Genomic DNA, 14,203 nt, shown 5'->3' on the forward strand with positions numbered 1-14,203 from the left:
TTCACCGAAGGCCCCCAACACCGTTGGGGGCCTTCGGCATACCCACACCCAGCCCCGCCGCTACAGAAACTGTCCACACCCGCCCGACATAACTGCGCAACATCCACGCACCCCCGAGGGGCGACGTCAAGGCAGGCGTGGGTCGCGGTTTCCGCGATTCTGACCGTTCTGCCGGATCGGCGACACCTGCAGCCGTGATGCCTTAGCGTTGAAGATCACGAGCACTCCGATCCGAAGTCCGCCTTCGTCGAGACGAGGTAAGCCGTGCCGACCGTTCGGGACGTCACCCATCAACTGCTGCGTGAACTCGGCCTGACAACGGTTTTCGGCAACCCCGGTTCCACCGAAGAGACCTTCGTGAAGAACTTCCCGTCCGATTTCCGGTTTGTCCTGGCGCTCCAGGAGGCCTCGGTCATGGCGATCGCGGACGGCTACAGCCAGGGCACCGGTAATCCCGCCCTGGTGAATGTGCACACCGCGGCCGGTTTGGGCAATGCGATGGGCAACCTGATCTCGGCGTCGATGAATCGGACGCCGCTGATTGTGACGGCGGGTCAGCAGACTCGAGAGATGCTGCTGCTCGAGCCGTGGCTGACCAATGTAGAGCCGGAGTTGTTGCCGCGGCCGTGGGTCAAGTGGGCCTACCAACCGGTGCGCGCCGAGGACGTTCCGGCTGCGTTCATGCGGGCCTACGCGACAGCGGTCCAACCGCCGGCGGGGCCGGTGTTTCTCTCGCTGCCGCTCGACGATTGGGAGAAGCCGGCGATCGGGGGCGCTGATGTGCGTACGGTCGCCACCGACGTAGCCGCCGATCCGGTCCGACTGCAGGAATTCGCCACCGCCATCGACGACTCGGACCTGAGTTGGACCTCCTGACCGGATTTTCGGGGTTCGGTTGATTGTTGGTGCTGGTCAGGGCGTTGGTGGCCTCGAATCTCGAGCACTAAATGTGTCGGATATGGTCGGTTGGTGAGCCCGTATGTCCGGAAGGTGAGGACCGCGTCGGGGGCGACCGCGGTGCAGATCGCCGAGACCGTGCAGGGTCGCCGGCGGATCGTGGAACATATCGGTTCCGCGCATACCGAGGCGGAGTTGGCGGCGTTGATCGCGGTGGCCAAAGGCAAGATCGACGCCGGCCAGCAACACCTTGACCTGCAATTATCGGGGGCAGAACAGGTGCGGGCCGCGGGCGAGGCGGTGATCACCCGCTATTCCAGCGAACTGTTGTGGACCACTTTGACCAGCTCGTATCGGCGGCTGGGCTTCGGTGTGCTCGGCGATGACACCTTCGCCGCGTTGGTGTGCGCGCGGCTGGTCGAGCCGACCAGCAAACTCGACACCGGGCGCGTGCTCGACGACATCGGCATCGATGCGCCGCACCTGTCGAGCATCAAACGCGCGTTGGCCCGATGTGTCGACCGCGACTACCGCCGCCAATTATCGAGAGCCTGCCTCGATCACGTCACCGCGCAGGGACCCGGTGTGGCGCTGGTGCTCTACGACTTGACCACGTTGCATTTCGAAGCCGAGGACGAAGACCAGCTCCGCAAGGTCGGGATGAGGAAAGAACGCCGCGTTGATCCGCAGATCACGGTCGGTTTGTTGGTGGCGCGCAACGGATTCCCACTCGACATTCATGTGTTCGAGGGCAATAAAGCGGAGACGACAACGCTGATTCCGGTCATCACCGGTTTCGTCGAACGCCACGAGATCACCGACATGGTCGTCGTCGCCGATGCCGGCATGCTCTCGGCCGCCAACCTCAACGCCCTCGAGGACGCCGGCCTGAAGTTCATTGTCGCCGCACGAACCTCCAAGGCGCCCAAAGAGTTGGAGGAGCATTTCGGGCGGCGCGGCAACTACATCGACGACGGTGGTGTCGTCGAGCTGACCCGAGGCATGGGAACCGGTGCCGATCGCCGCGACCGGCGGGTGGTGTGGCACTACACCTGGGCACGTGATCGCCGCGACAACCGCACCCTCAACGCTCAGATCCTGCGGGCTCAACGTGTGGCCGACAAGGCAGAACCGTTGCGTAAGCAACGATTTGTGAAGATCTCCGGGCAGAAGGTCGCACTCGATGACGAGTCCATCGAGCGTGCCCGCGCCGCGGCCGGCTACAAAGGTTACGTCACCAACATCGCACCGGAGGTGATGGACGGGCATGCGGTGGTCGCGGCCTACCACGACCTGTGGAAAGTCGAGCAGTCGTTCCGGATGGCCAAATCCGATCTGAAAGCACGGCCGATCTTTCACCGCACCCGCGATGCAATCGAGGCGCACCTGACCATCGTGTTCGCTGCTCTCGCCATCGCTCGTGACCTGCAGAACCGCACCGGTATGTCGATCAAGAAGATCGTGCAGACGCTGCGCCGAATCCACACCGTCATCGTCGATGTGGACGGTCACCCCCTCACCGCCCGCACCCCGCTCGACGACGACGCCGAAACGATCCTCACCGCCATCAACGCCAGGCACTAAGGAGGTCCAACTCAGGTCGGAGCGTCCGGTGTTGATCTTCGGCGCAGCGGTCGCCCGGGATCGGGCATGGGATGTCGCGGTGGAGCTCGCGGAGAGGGTCGGGGCCCCGGTGTGGGCCGCGCCGGCATCAGAGCGTGCCCCGTTTCCCGAGGACCATCCGCTGTACGTGGGTGGGCTGCCGTTTGCAACGGGTCCACTCGCTGAACGTCTGCGCGGGCACGACCTCGCGGTGATCATCGGGGCACCGGTGTTCCGGTACTACCCATACGTGGCCGGCCCTTACCTCCCCGACGGCCTGCGTCTGCTGCACATCACCGACGACCCTGCCGAGGCGGCACGGGCGCCCGTCGGTGACAGCCTGGTCTCGAGTGCGGGTGTCGCGATGCAGATGCTGGTCGGCGCGCTGCGGCGGGACCGGCGTGAGCCGGAGGCGTTGACCCCGCAGGAGCATCGGATGGCGCCGCACCCGCCGACGGACGCGACGGCCGCGGATGCGGTGATGAGTGCGCGGCAACTCTTCGCGACGTTGCGCAGTGCGTGCGAGGCGGACACCGTGTTGGTGGAGGAGTCACCGTCGAACCTGGCCGACCTGCACGCGGAGTGGCCGATCACCGAGCCGGACTCCTTCTATACCTTTGCCAGTGGCGGGTTGGGGTGGAACCTGCCTGCGAGTGTCGGGATCGCGTTGGCGGAGAGCGACAGCGGTCGGCGACGAGCGGTGGTGGCCATCATCGGTGACGGTTCGTTCCAGTATTCGGTGCAGTCGATCTGGACCGCCGCGCAACACGGGTTGGACATCCTGTTCGTGGTGCCACGCAACGGCGAGTACGCGATCCTCAAGGCCTTCGCGGAGCTGGAGGACACTCCCGGCGTGCCCGGTCTCGATATACCCGGTATCGATTTCGTGGCACTGGCCACGGCATACGGATGCCATGGTGTGCGGGCGTCGACTCCGGCGGAGGTGGCCGCCGAGGTCGCCGCAGCACGGGACCGTTCAGGACCGACGCTGCTGGAAGTCGCGATCAACGCGGCGGTTCCCTCGTTGCTCTGAACGCTGCGACGGGGCGCTCACGGCGGCGACGCGAGGCGGTCACTCGCGGTCGGGTCCGGGCACCACCAGTAGCGGAACCGCGAGGACGCTCATCATCTTGGCGGCTGTGGCCCCCAAGAACAGCCTGCCCGGTGCCGCGAGTCTGCTCGAACCGACCATGATCATGTCTCCGTCGTGCCACTCGACACTGCTGACCGCCTCCTCGACGTTGCGTCCCTGAGCGAGGGTGGACGCGATCGGTGTCTGATCGGACAGCCGCTTGTGGGCCGTCTCCAACGAAGTGTTGGCGAGGTCCACGGCACGGGCAACCGCCTCGTCGTCAGTGGTGCGGCCGGTGATGTCGTCGCGGGAAACAAGCGACAGCAGGCGTAATGGGAGGTCGCCGCGAGCACTGAGGGCGAGGGCGGTGTCGAGGAGGATCTCGGCGCCGGGGCGACTGCCGATCGCGGTGGTGATCTCGCGAATTCGCTCTGCCCCGGTGTGGCTGAAGCCTCGGGGCGCGAGCGCGACGGGAACCGGTGATGAATGCAAGAGGTCGTTGACGACCGAACCGAGCGAATGGCGCCCGGTGATGCCGCCCCCGGACGCACCGACCACCAGCATCGTGGCGCCGACCCGTTCGATCTCGGTGATCAGGCCGTGGGCGACATGCTCGTCGACCACGACATGCGTTTCTGCGACGACATCGCCGGGCACCAGGTCTGCGGCGCCGGCGACCCACTGTCTGGCCGCTTCGTCCAGCGCCTCGGCGAACCCTGCCGCGCTCGTGATGGTCTCGGGCGGGTCCGGAGGTATGACGACCGCGATGTCCAGTGAGGCGCCGAAGGTCCGGGCAAGGCATGCGCCGAAGGCGACTGCGTCCTCCCCGCCGGGTGTGGCCAGGTAGGCGACGAGCAACTTCATCGTGTACTCCGATCGTGGGCCCGTGAAATCCTACGATGCGACCACTGTGCCACGCAGCGCTGTGGGACACATTCACCGCTGCGGGATGCGTGGAGCGCAATGATGAAACCGTCGCGATGGCCGCCAGAGCGAGGTCAGGCGGCCGTTGATGGGTCGCCGACCTGGGCCAGGATGTCGAACTCGAGGCCATCGGCCTGCGCGACGTACATCGCCTGACGCAGATGCCGTGCCGAGAATCGCACTTCGCCGCGAGGACTCGTATACACCGGCGATTCGCCTGCAGCCCACTCGATCGCCCGCGGATGTGTGGACCCGGCCCGACGGATCAGTTCGTCGAGCAACGTCACGCCCTCGAAGCACGACTCGCCCGGTGAGGTCAGCGGCGGTGCGGCCACCCCGAAGCGCCGCACGTAACGCTGTTCGAAGTCGAGACTGTACGGAGTCGCGAGCGACTCGAAGTACCCCGACACCGAGTAGAGATTTCGCGTACCGCCGTCGCCGGAACCCAACAGCATGTTCTCGTCCATGAGTGATGAGAGCCGTACACAGCGTCCGTCGAGCCCGCGGGCGCCGAACGCACGGTTGAACTGCACTGCGTCCTCGCCCAGGAGCAGCACGAGAACTGCCGTCGCACCGGACGCCTCGATATGGTCGAGAACATCGCCGAACTCGGAGGTGCCGAGTGGGCAGAAGATCTGGGATTGCACCTGCGTCGGCGAGGAGTCGGCATTGAGGTGCGCGGTGACCGTCGCTGCCGTGGCACGCGGCCAGATGTAATCACTGCCCACAACCACCCATCGGCGCGCACCGAGCTGCTGTGACAGCCACTCAAATGCGGGCAGCAGGGCCGCGTCGGGCACCTCGCCGGTCATGAACGTGCCCCGCGCACCTTCGCCGCCCTCGTACACCGCCGTGTAGACGTACGGGATCTCGCCGCGCAGGACACGGACCAACCGGCGTCTTACAGCTGACGTGTGCCAGCCGACCACGGCATCGAATCGGGGGATCGATCCACAACTCGGGCCGAGGTGTGTACTGACGGCGGCGGCGACCTGCTCGACCGGTGCGCCACCGTCGATCGTCGTCACGGTGACCTCGCGACCGAGGATCCCGCCGCGCTGGTTGATCTCCTCCACGGCCAGTTGCGCGCTCGCCGCGCAGGACGGCCCGAAGATCCCCGAGGGACCGCTCTGCGGAATGACCATGCCCAGGTGCATCAGTGTGAATCCTCGTGTGCTGTGGAGACCGATTCCAGTGTGCGCCAGACGCGTTTCCAGCGGGTTTCGCACAGATCAGGTCGTTGCGCGACATTTGCGTCTGTCGGGTGTCGTCCTTCGGAAGCGATCGCAGTGAATGCCGGGTGCTGCTCACCGGGTCAAGTGGGCCAGGCTGTCCCCGAGTGCGAGATACCGGCGAGAGCCGACTGACGTCGCCAAGTCGCGCTCGATCTGCCGTTGGCGATCGTCGACCGCGGCGAGCGCACCGGAGCCGTGCGGACTCAGGAACACCATCACGCGCCGTCGATCCGCGGGGTCGACGCGGCGGTAGACGAGGGCGAGCGAGATCAGTTTGTCGATTGCGCGCGTGGTCGTGGCCGGCGGCAACACGGCCAGACGGGACAGTTCGGTCATCGTGTGTCCGTCGCCCTCTGCCCCGGCGAGGATCACCAGAATCCGCCACTGTTCGGCGGTGACGCCGAGCTCATCGAACACCGGTGCCATCTGGTCCTCGAGGAGCGCGACCGCGCGCAGCAGTTGCAGCAGCATCGGGTCGGGATTCGGGTCAGCGGGCATCGATGCTCTCCTCGGTCGTATCCAAGAACGACAGGTTGTCCCCGTCGCGATCCACGATGATGCGCACGGGTCGCGCGGGGTCTCGGTCGGGCCGGACCATCAGCGTCGCGATCGGCGCACAGAGCTCGTGTCGCAGGACCCGATGAAGCGCTCGCGCGCCGTACCGGGGGTCGAATCCGACCTCGGCGAGCCGTTCGCGTGCGGCCGTGCTGACCTGACATTGCACATTGCGGGTGGCCAGGGAGCGGACCAGGCGGTCGACCTCCAGATCGACGATTCGATGCGCGACGCCGCCGTCGATCGACGTGAACGTGATGACCTCGTCGAAGCGGTTGAACAACTCCGGGTCGAAGAACGCCCGCACCGAATCCAGCACGACGCGGGTTTCGTCCCGGCGTCGGCCGAAGACGCCGTCGAGCGCGTTGCGGGTCAGCAGTCGAGCCGGTTGCTCGCGCCACGGGCGTCGCATGTCGTGCACCTCGCGGGAGCCGAGGTTCGATGTCAACAGCACGATCGCATTACGGAAGTCGATGGTCGTGGTCCCGGAAGCCAGACGCAGGGTGCCGGTGTCGAGGATCTGCAGCAGCGACCGCAGCACGGTGGGGTGTGCTTTCTCGACCTCGTCGAAGAGCACCACTCCCGGACGCGAGAGACTGCCCTCGACCTCGTCCCGATCGAACAGCGTGAACTGTTCCTTGGAACCGGCATAGCCGGGTGGGGCGCCCGACAGTGATGCGGCGTAGTGCTCCTGCGCCAATGAGTTCATGTCGACCCGGCACAGGTTGTCGGCATCCCCGCGGATGTGGTGTGCGACCTGTCGGGCCAGCTCGGTCTTGCCCACCCCGGTCGGACCCACGAGGAGCAGTGACGCGATCGGCCGGTGCGGATCATGCAAGCCCGCCGCGGCAATGGTGACGGCGCGCACGACCGCGTCGACCGCGGTGTCCTGTCCGATGATCGACCCTCGCAGCGAGGCGGCGAGGTAGGCCGGGGAGCGCAGGTCACCGAGGCGGAATCCGTTCGTGGTGTCGAGGTCGGAGAACTTCACCGCGGCGTGTCCCGACATGGTCTTCCTCCTTCGCTTCCGTTTGAAAGTAGATCATCTGCGGCCCGTGCGCCCACCGTGCGCGCGCTTCATGTGATCTCCATGGCGTGGAAACTTTGTGGCAACACCGGACCGGTTACGTGTCGAGCGCGGACAAGCTTCCGTTTGAAAGTAATTTCCGCTACGACGACATCAGTTCACGATCAACCACAACAAGGAGTTGTTATGCGTCACGGCGACATCTCATCGAGCCCGGACACCGTCGGCGTCGCGGTGGTGAACTACAAGATGCCCCGGTTGCACACCCGCGAGCAGGTCCTCGACAATGCCAAAGCGATCGCGGAGATGGTGCGCGGCATGAAGTCCGGGTTACCCGGCATGGATCTGGTTGTGTTCCCGGAGTATTCGACCCAGGGCATCATGTACGACAACGACGAGATGTACGCCACCGCCGCCACGGTTCCCGGCGACGAAACCGACATCTTCTCCACCGCCTGCCGGGAGGCCGGGACCTGGGGTGTCTTCTCGATCACCGGGGAGAGGCACGAAGACCATCCGAACAAGCCGCCATACAACACGCTCGTGCTCATCAACGACGAAGGCGAGATCGTGCAGAAGTATCGGAAGATCCTGCCATGGACGCCGATCGAGGGGTGGTATCCGGGCAGCCAGACCTATGTCACCGACGGGCCCAAGGGTCTCAAGATCTCGTTGATCATCTGCGACGACGGCAATTATCCGGAGATCTGGCGGGACTGCGCGATGAAGGGCGCCGAACTCGTCGTCCGGCCGCAGGGCTACATGTATCCGGCCAAGGACCAGCAGGTCCTGATGGCCAAGGCGATGGCCTGGGCCAACAACTGCTACGTCGCCGTCGCGAACGCCACCGGGTGGGACGGTGTGTATTCCTATTTCGGGCACAGCTCGATCATCGGCTTCGATGGCCGCACCCTCGGCGAATGCGGCGAGGAAGAGTACGGGGTGCAGTACGCGCAGTTGTCGTTGTCCACGATCCGTGACGCCCGCCGCCACGATCAGTCGCAAAACCACTTGTTCAAGTTGCTCCACCGTGGCTACACGGGCGTACTCGCCGGTGGCGATGGCGACAAGGGGGTTGCCGAGTGCCCCTTCGACTTCTACCGCAATTGGGTAACCGACGCCGAGGCCACCCAGCGACAGGTCGAGGCCATCACCCGCGACACGATCGGGGTTGCCGAGTGCCCGGTCTACGACCTGCCGACCGAGAAGGTGATGGAGGCCTGACGATGCAACCGCGCCGGACCCGCTCGTGGCGGACCCGGCGCGGTGGCGCGATGATCTCCCGGTCGGTCGTGATCAGCTGAGGTGGTGGACCTCCTGCAGGCCGTACACCGGCGTCGGGATGCCCTCGTAGCGGGCCTTGAGCTGCAGGGCGAGGTACAGCGAGTAATGGCGTGACTGATGCAGATTGCCGCCGTGGAACCAGAGGCCCGGCTGCTGTGTCGGCTTCCACATGTTGCGCTGCTCGCCCTCCCACGGGCCGGGATCCTTGGTGGTGTCAGATCCCAGGCCCCACACCTTGCCGACGCGGTCGGCCACGTCCTGGCCCATCAGGTCGGCCGCCCAGCCGTTCATCGAGCCGTACCCGGTCGCGTAGACCACCACGTCGGCCGGGAGTTCGGTGCCGTCGGCGAGGATCACGCTGCGCTCGGTGAGGTGGTCGATCTCGCCGTGTTCGAGCGTGATCGAGCCATCGGCGATCAGCTCACACGCGCCGACGTCGATGTAGTAACCGGACCCTCGACGCAGGTACTTCATGAACAGCCCGGAGTCGTCGTCGCCGAAATCGAGATCGAACCCGGCGGCCTCGAGACGATCGTAGAAGTCCTTGTCGCGCTCGCGGATCTGATCGTAGAGCGGAATCTGGAATTCGTGCATGATTCGGTATGGCAGGGACGCGAAGGTCAGATCGGCCTTCTTGGTGGTCATCCCCGACGCCACCGCCTCCTCGCTGTAGAGGGCGCCGAGGCCGATCTCCATCAGCGAATCCGACCGCACGATGTGGGTCGACGACCGTTGCACCATGGTCGTGTCGATCCCGTTCTCCACCAAGGCTTTGCAGATGTCGTGAGCTGAGTTGTTGGACCCGATCACCACCACCTTGCGGCCCGCGTAACCGTCCGGACCCGGATGTTGGCTCGAGTGGTGCTGGTCGCCGGCGAAGACGTCCTGCCCGGGGATCGTCGGCACGTGGGGCTTGCCCGACATGCCGGTCGCGAGCACCAACTGGGTGGGATGCAGCGTCATCGGCTCGCCGTCGCGGTCGATCTCGACGGTCCACTGCGCGGCATCCTCGTCGTAGGACGCCGAGGTGCAGGTGGTCTTGCTCCAGTACGGCACCTCCATCACCTTGGTGTAGAACTCCAGCCAGTCGCCGATCTTGTCCTTGGGTGCGAACACCGGCCAGTTGTCGGGAAACGGGAGATAGGGCAGGTGGTCGTACCACACCGGGTCGTGCAGGCACAGCGACTTGTACCGCTGACGCCACTGATCGCCGGGGCGGTCGTGTCGATCGACCACGATCGAGGGCACGCCGAGCTGACGCAGGCGCGCCCCCAACGCGATACCACCCTGCCCACCGCCGATCACGAGAACATACGGCTGGACGGTCCGGCCCAGCGCAGCCTCTTCATCGTCGCGTTTCTGTGCCCAGGATCGGCGGTCGGGGTCGGAGCCGTGTACGGCACCCATCACCCGGGTCGGACCGGCCGGTTCCGCGTGACCCTTGAGTTCCTGCAACGTCGTGAGCAGCGTCCACCCGAGATCCGTGCCCTGCTCGTCGTCGGGCTTGATGCGCAGGTGCCCGACGCCGCGCCCGGTTGCGGTCTCGAACTCGATGAAGGCGGTGACCACGCCTGTGTCGTCGGCGGTCGGGGGTTCGCTCGTCCGGAACGCGTGCGGAGCGGTGTCGTCGAGACGCGCGTTCAGCATGTCGCCGATCTGTTCGCGACCTTCGACGGTCTTGAGATTCCAGGTGAACGCCACCAGGTCGCGCCAGAAGCTGTCGGTGGCGAACAGGCCGGTCGCGCGGGCCACGTCGCGGGCGACGAGGGCGGCCTCGAATTCGGTGAGCCAGATGTCGACGCGTTGTTGTGGGTCGTTCACGGTCCCGGTGACCGGTGGCTCCAAGGTCTGGGTCATGGTTTCTCCTCGGGTTGACGTTGCTCTGTGTGATCCACAGCACACCGTGCGCCCAGGTTGTGGCGAAAGGGTTGCATCGGGTTGCGACCCAGGGTCGAGCGGCTGCAACCCTCTGCAACCCCGATCGAATTTTGCGGCACGGCTGTGATCCGGAGCACAATCGAGGTGTGTCGACAATTGATGCGCACGCCGGAATCGAGCCCGCGGTGTCCGCGGCCGACGACCCGCGGCACTACGCACAGCTGCTCTGTGCGGTGTACGACGCCGCGATGGCCGGTGAGAAGATGCCCGCTCGGCCGCGATCGGTGATCGGCGAGTCGTGGGATCGCGTACTGCACGCCGGGGTTGATCCCGACGTCGGAGCCGCCGGGGCCGGTCTCGACGTCGCCGACCTCGAGGCCCGCCGACTCGACTCCGGGTTGGCGCCCGTGCTCGACGACCTCACCGCCGGGCTCGACTCGGTGATCGCCGATGGCGACAACATCCTCGTCGTCGCGGATGCGCACGGGCGCGTGCTCTGGCGCAGCGGGGCGCCGCGAGTGATGCACCGGGCGGACAGACTCGGGTTCGTCGAGGGTGCGAACTGGGGAGAGAATGCGGTCGGCACCAACGCCATCGGCACCGCACTGATGTCCGGCCACGCCGTGCAGGTCTTCTCCGCGGAACACTTCGTGCGCACCCACCATTCGTGGACGTGCGCCGGGGCGCCGATCCGGGATCCGCGGACCGGTGATCTGATCGGCGTCGTCGACGTGAGCGGGCCGGCAGCCACCATCCACCCGACCACCGTCGCCCTGGTCGACGTGGTCGCCAAGCTCGCCGAGGCGCGCCTGCGTGACCACCACCGTCGCTCGCTCGATCAGCTCCGGTCCGTCGCGGCGCCGATGCTTTCGCGCCTGAACAGTCCCGCGCTGGCGGTGGACAACGATGGATGGGTGGCGGCGGTGGACGCCGTCACGCCGTGCAGCCGGCTGAGTCTGCCCCGCCATGCCGAGCCCGGCCGGGTCTGGGTGCGGAGCCTGGGAGAATGCGACCTCGATCCGTTGCCCGGTGGCTGGCTGGTGCGGGTCGCGGCGGTGGACTCCGTGGCGTCGGAGACGGTGCTGCACCTCGACTGGCGTGATCGCCGGTCACCTTCGGTGACGGTGACCGGTAGCAGCGGGCAATGGACGATCACACCGTCGCCCCGGCACGCGGAGATCCTGGCGCTTCTCGCGCACCATCCCGACGGCTGCAGCGCAGCGCAGATGTCGCGGCACCTGTTCGGCGCCGACGATCGCACGATCACGGTGCGGGCTGAGATGTCCCGGCTGCGAAAGCATCTCGGTGGATTGCTCGCGGCCAACCCCTATCGCTTCGTGGCTGGTGTCTCGGCTCGGGTCGACCACGGCCCCGACGCGTCCGTCGGCTGACCGGACGCCACCCGGCGCGTTCTGCGCGTCGGGTAACTCGGGCCGGGGCGCGTCGGCTCGCTACATTCGGTGGGTGAGCACCCCTGTCGACGGATATCTCCGCCACATCATGACTCTGTGCGCCACCGATCGGGCGGGCGCGGTCGCCGACTACATTCCCGAACTCACGCGGGTGGACCCGGATGGTTACGGGTTGTCGCTGTGTATGCACGACGGGCATCTCTACTCCCACGGCGACAGTGCCGCGCAGTTCACCATCCAGTCGATTTCGAAGGCGTTGACCTACGCGCTGGTGCTCACGCGGCTCGGTCCGCGGGAGGTCGACGCCAAGATCGGCGTGGAGCCCTCGGGGGAGGCGTTCAACGAGATCAGCGTGGACGGTGCTCGCAGACCGAAGAACCCGATGATCAACGCGGGTGCGATCATGTCCGCGTCGCTGTTGTTGCCGCAGGTCCGCGACGACGACTCCGCAACCCTGGACAGCGAATCCCTCGAGGTCCGGACTGTCGACACCGTCTTCGACGACCTCGTGTCGTTCTATTCGGCATGCGCGGGTCGGCGACTGCACATCGACGACGCGGTCTATCGGTCCGAGAGGCGTACCGGTGCCCGCAACCGGGCGATCGCCTACATGCTCGACAGCTTCGGGGTTCTCGACGCCGATCCGGAGGCGGCGCTCGATCTCTACCTGCGGCAGTGTTCGCTGCGGGTGACCACCGACGACCTCGCGGTGATCGGCTGCACGCTCGCCACGGGTGGAGTCAATCCGCGCACCGGTCGTCAGATCGTGTCTCCGGAGGTGGCGCAGCGGGTGCTCTCGGTGATGACCACCTGTGGAATGTACGACGGCGCGGGGGACTGGGTGTCGTCGGTGGGGTTGCCGGCCAAGAGCGGCGTGGGAGGCGGGATCCTCGCGATCCTGCCCGGGCAGCTGGGAATCGGGGTGTACTCGCCGCGGCTGGATGCGCACGGCAACAGCGTGCGGGGAATCGACACCTGTCGGCATCTGTCCACCGATCTGGGGTTGCACATGTTCAACGTGACGCGGGAGAGCCGGGTGACCATGCGCGCCACCTATGACATCGGGGAGTTCGAGGTCGGCGCGGACTGGACAGAACGCGAGCGCGGCTACCTGCGGACGTGCCGGGATCGCGTGCGGGTCTACGAACTGCAGGGCGACCTGACCTTCTCCGGCGCGGAGGCGGCGATGCGACGCCTGGAAACCGACGCCGACCACTACGACCTGGTGATCATCGACATCTCGCGCATCGGCATCATCGACCCGGTGGCGCGAACGATGGTGTTGTCCTTCAAACACCGACTCGCCGAGCGCGGCCGCAAGGCGATGGTCGTCGACCCCGACGGCGTTCTCCGGGCCAGTGTAGAACGACACCGACATGACCATGTTGTCCCCGATATCATTGCGCCCGAAGCGCTTCGAGGTTTTGACCCGACGTTGCCACACGTGCACGCCACGATGGAGGATGCGGTGAGTGATGCCGAGGCGTTTCAGCTCAAACGTCGCTACAGCCGTGGCGAGATGTTCGGCGGGGCGTGACCGGTGGCGCGGGCGGTCACCGTTAAGCTGACCCCCGTGCGTCTGGTTATCGCGGAATGCCAAGTGGACTATGTCGGCCGTTTGACCGCACACCTGCCGATGGCGAAGAGGTTGCTGCTGATCAAGTCCGACGGGTCGGTCAGCGTGCACGCCGACGACCGTGCCTACAAGCCGCTGAACTGGATGAGCCCGCCGTGCTGGATGACCGAGGCGCCGGTGCCCGACGGGGTCGAGGCCGAGGCTTACTGGGTGGTCACCAACAAGACCGGCGAAGAGCTCCGCATCACCATCGCCTCGATCGAACACGACTCGGCCCACGAGTTCGGGGTGGATCCCGGCCTGGTGAAGGATGGGGTCGAGGCGCATCTGCAAGAACTGTTGGCCGAACATGTCGACACGCTGGGCACCGGACACACACTGATCCGTCGCGAATACATGACCGCGATCGGCCCGGTGGATCTGTTGTGCCGGGATGCCGAAGGGGCGACGGTGGCGGTGGAGATCAAGCGGAGGGGGGAGATCGACGGCGTCGAGCAACTCACCCGCTACCTGGAGTTGCTCAACCGGGATTCGATTCTGGCCCCGGTCTCCGGGGTGTTCGCCGCGCAGCAGATCAAACCGCAGGCCCGCACCCTTGCCGAGGATCGCGGAATTCGGTGCCTGGTTCTGGACTACGACGAACTGCGTGGTGCCGAGAGCACCGAGTTCCGGCTGTTCTGACTCCGGCAGCCGCTCTGCGCAGCCGTTTCGAAGAGCGTCGCCCGTCCGCGATCAGTGCGG

General features: G+C 66.1%; 11 protein-coding genes and 1 pseudogene. 7 read left to right on the forward strand and 5 right to left on the reverse strand.

The genetic code is table 11. The annotated features are described in order from the left end of the window. Positions 1–264: 264 nt before the first annotated feature. The 3 genes and pseudogenes from OSB52_RS07985 to OSB52_RS07995 all read left to right on the forward strand — a co-directional run. A pseudogene (locus OSB52_RS07985) lies at positions 265–849 on the forward strand (thiamine pyrophosphate-binding protein); the annotation flags it as partial. Between the two features lie 120 nt (positions 850–969). Next, positions 970–2,481, forward strand: coding sequence for an IS1634 family transposase (locus OSB52_RS07990; protein ID WP_266061155.1), 1,512 nt, complete (start codon positions 970–972; stop codon positions 2,479–2,481). Next, positions 2,396–3,532 carry a thiamine pyrophosphate-dependent enzyme gene (locus tag OSB52_RS07995; protein ID WP_277615030.1) on the forward strand — a complete coding sequence of 379 codons (1,137 nt, stop codon included), beginning with the start codon at positions 2,396–2,398 and terminating at the stop codon, positions 3,530–3,532. Before OSB52_RS07990 ends, OSB52_RS07995 begins: the two co-directional genes overlap by 86 nt. Before the next feature lie 39 nt (positions 3,533–3,571). On the opposite strand, the gene OSB52_RS08000 is transcribed toward OSB52_RS07995, so the two are convergent. From OSB52_RS08000 to OSB52_RS08015, 4 genes are all read right to left on the reverse strand, one after another. Beyond that, complete coding sequence (locus tag OSB52_RS08000) at positions 3,572–4,435, reverse strand: universal stress protein (protein ID WP_266061158.1); 864 nt, start codon at positions 4,433–4,435, stop codon at positions 3,572–3,574. Positions 4,436–4,569: 134 nt separating this feature from the next. Beyond that, positions 4,570–5,652 carry a substrate-binding domain-containing protein gene (locus OSB52_RS08005; RefSeq protein WP_266061160.1) on the reverse strand — a complete coding sequence of 361 codons (1,083 nt, stop codon included), beginning with the start codon at positions 5,650–5,652 and terminating at the stop codon, positions 4,570–4,572. Positions 5,653–5,802: 150 nt separating this feature from the next. Next, entirely contained in the window at positions 5,803–6,228 is a 426-nt protein-coding gene (locus OSB52_RS08010) for a MarR family winged helix-turn-helix transcriptional regulator (RefSeq protein WP_266061161.1), read from the reverse strand. After that, the gene (locus OSB52_RS08015; RefSeq protein ID WP_266061162.1) at positions 6,218–7,294 is read right to left on the reverse strand and encodes an AAA family ATPase; all 1,077 of its coding nucleotides are present in this window, start codon (positions 7,292–7,294) and stop codon (positions 6,218–6,220) included. Before OSB52_RS08015 ends, OSB52_RS08010 begins: the two co-directional genes overlap by 11 nt. A gap of 204 nt (positions 7,295–7,498) precedes the next feature. Between OSB52_RS08015 and OSB52_RS08020 the strand changes: the two genes are divergently transcribed. After that, a complete protein-coding gene (locus OSB52_RS08020; protein ID WP_266061164.1) occupies positions 7,499–8,536 on the forward strand; it encodes an aliphatic amidase in 1,038 nt (345 codons plus the stop codon). 72 nt (positions 8,537–8,608) lie between these two features. On the opposite strand, the gene OSB52_RS08025 is transcribed toward OSB52_RS08020, so the two are convergent. Continuing rightward, the gene (locus OSB52_RS08025) at positions 8,609–10,453 is read right to left on the reverse strand and encodes a flavin-containing monooxygenase (RefSeq protein WP_266061165.1); all 1,845 of its coding nucleotides are present in this window, start codon (positions 10,451–10,453) and stop codon (positions 8,609–8,611) included. A gap of 167 nt (positions 10,454–10,620) precedes the next feature. Between OSB52_RS08025 and OSB52_RS08030 the strand changes: the two genes are divergently transcribed. The 3 genes from OSB52_RS08030 to nucS all read left to right on the forward strand — a co-directional run bounded on the left by OSB52_RS08030 (position 10,621) and on the right by nucS (position 14,143). Further along, positions 10,621–11,865, forward strand: coding sequence for a helix-turn-helix domain-containing protein (locus OSB52_RS08030; protein WP_266061166.1), 1,245 nt, complete (start codon positions 10,621–10,623; stop codon positions 11,863–11,865). 73 nt (positions 11,866–11,938) lie between these two features. Further along, positions 11,939–13,423, forward strand: a complete 1,485-nt coding sequence (gene glsA, locus OSB52_RS08035) for a glutaminase A (RefSeq protein WP_266061167.1) — start codon at positions 11,939–11,941, stop codon at positions 13,421–13,423. Between the two features lie 36 nt (positions 13,424–13,459). After that, positions 13,460–14,143, forward strand: coding sequence for an endonuclease NucS (gene nucS / locus OSB52_RS08040; protein WP_266061168.1), 684 nt, complete (start codon positions 13,460–13,462; stop codon positions 14,141–14,143). Positions 14,144–14,203: the final 60 nt, after the last annotated feature.

This window comes from Gordonia aquimaris (genome assembly GCF_026262595.1).
In the GTDB taxonomy this organism is placed as follows: domain Bacteria; phylum Actinomycetota; class Actinomycetes; order Mycobacteriales; family Mycobacteriaceae; genus Gordonia; species Gordonia tangerina.

What these genes read in the sequence shown, in the direction of transcription:
- OSB52_RS07995 (WP_277615030.1), top strand. Translation starts at nt 2,396, where the DNA reads ATGTGGACGGTCACCCCCTCACCGCCCGCACCCCGCTCGACGACGACG.
- OSB52_RS08000 (WP_266061158.1), bottom strand. Translation starts at nt 4,435, where the DNA reads ATGAAGTTGCTCGTCGCCTACCTGGCCACACCCGGCGGGGAGGACGCA.
- OSB52_RS08005 (WP_266061160.1), bottom strand. Translation starts at nt 5,652, where the DNA reads ATGCACCTGGGCATGGTCATTCCGCAGAGCGGTCCCTCGGGGATCTTC.
- OSB52_RS08010 (WP_266061161.1), bottom strand. Translation starts at nt 6,228, where the DNA reads ATGCCCGCTGACCCGAATCCCGACCCGATGCTGCTGCAACTGCTGCGC.
- OSB52_RS08015 (WP_266061162.1), bottom strand. Translation starts at nt 7,294, where the DNA reads ATGTCGGGACACGCCGCGGTGAAGTTCTCCGACCTCGACACCACGAAC.
- OSB52_RS08020 (WP_266061164.1), top strand. Translation starts at nt 7,499, where the DNA reads ATGCGTCACGGCGACATCTCATCGAGCCCGGACACCGTCGGCGTCGCG.
- OSB52_RS08025 (WP_266061165.1), bottom strand. Translation starts at nt 10,453, where the DNA reads ATGACCCAGACCTTGGAGCCACCGGTCACCGGGACCGTGAACGACCCA.